This window comes from Acinetobacter sp. 228 (assembly GCF_048147885.1).
Window position 1 is genome coordinate 1 of the sequence record NZ_JAYWYV010000250.1, and the last position, 1412, is coordinate 1412.

Consider the following 1412-nt stretch of genomic DNA (forward strand, 5'->3'; position numbering starts at 1 on the left):
CTTAAACATGAGTACAGACAGCACAAAAATCCCCACCGTTGTTGCAATCACGGTTTTACGGTAGGTCACACAAAACTCGACCATTTTCCGAAAACGTAAATAGAAACTCGATTGATAAGGATCGTAATGGTGGTCCTGTGAAATGGCCACAGTTTGCGGTTGCGGTTTTTTAGTTATTCTTGCCCATAAACGGACATACCAAGGTGCTTGATGACCTGTCTTGGTAAAATCAGGTAGTAGTTTTTCACCCAAATAAGGTACAAATAAAACTGCGGCAACCCAAGACACCAATAAAGCAATCGTCACGACCTGAAAGATAGAGCGTGTGTATTCACCTGTACTGGACTGAGCCGTAGCAATAGGTAAAAAGCCTGCGGCGGTAATTAATGTCCCTGTCAACATCGGAAATGCTGTTGTTTTCCATGCAAATCCGGCGGCCTTAATTCGGCTATACCCCTGCTCCATCTTAATGGCCATCATCTCGACAGCAATAATGGCATCATCTACAAGCAGGCCCAAAGCTAGAATTAGGGCACCAAGCGAAATCTTGTGCAGCCCGATATCAAATAAATTCATGCCAGCAAAAGTCATTGCTAAAACCAAAGGAATGGAAAAAGCGACAACTAAACCCGTCCGGAAACCTAATGAGAAAAAGCTCACTAACAAGACAATAATGACTGCTTCAGCAAGTACTTTGACAAACTCATGGATACTGCGTTGTACCGCTACAGGTTGGTCAGAAACTTTTTGTAGTTTCATACCTAGAGGTAATGTTTTTTGCAGTTGGGTAAATTCAGTTTCCAGATTTTTACCTAAGGCAATAATATCGCCGCCTTTACGCATAGATACGGCAATACCAATACCATTGTCACCCATAAAACGCATACGCGGCTGAGCAGGTTGGCTAAAACCACGGTAGACATCAGCAACATCACCAAGCTGAATGGTTTTATCGCCTACCAGTAAAGGCATTTTTTTAATATCCTCTACGCTTTGTAGTTGGCCACTTACTCGAATTTGAATACGATCCGTTCCAGTTTCAAAAAAGCCTGCACTTGCTATGCTATTTTGCTTTTGCAGGGCTTCTTGTATGGCAGAAACAGGAATACCGAGCTGAACCGCTTTAGTGTTTGAAATTTCAATCCAGATTTTCTGATCTTGTAGCCCGATCAGCTCAACTTTGCCTACATCTTTGACTCTCTGTAGTTGTAATTGCAAACGATCGGCATATTCTTTCAAAAGCGCGTAGTCAAAGTCTTTGCCTGTCAGTACATAAATATTACCGAAGGTATCGCCAAATTCATCATTAAAAAATGGACCTTGCACCCCACTTGGGAGTTCATGGCGAATGTCATTGACCTTCTTCCGAACGTTGTACCAAACATCAGGAATCTGTGCAGAAGTGAGAGAAT

The 1412-nt window shown here is 42.4% G+C and carries 1 protein-coding gene; it reads right to left on the minus strand.

Annotated features, from left to right (window positions below; all coding sequences use genetic code 11):
• Positions 1–1412 (minus strand): efflux RND transporter permease subunit (locus tag VXQ92_RS17890; RefSeq protein ID WP_416682714.1); only part of this gene is annotated, 1412 nt, incomplete at both ends.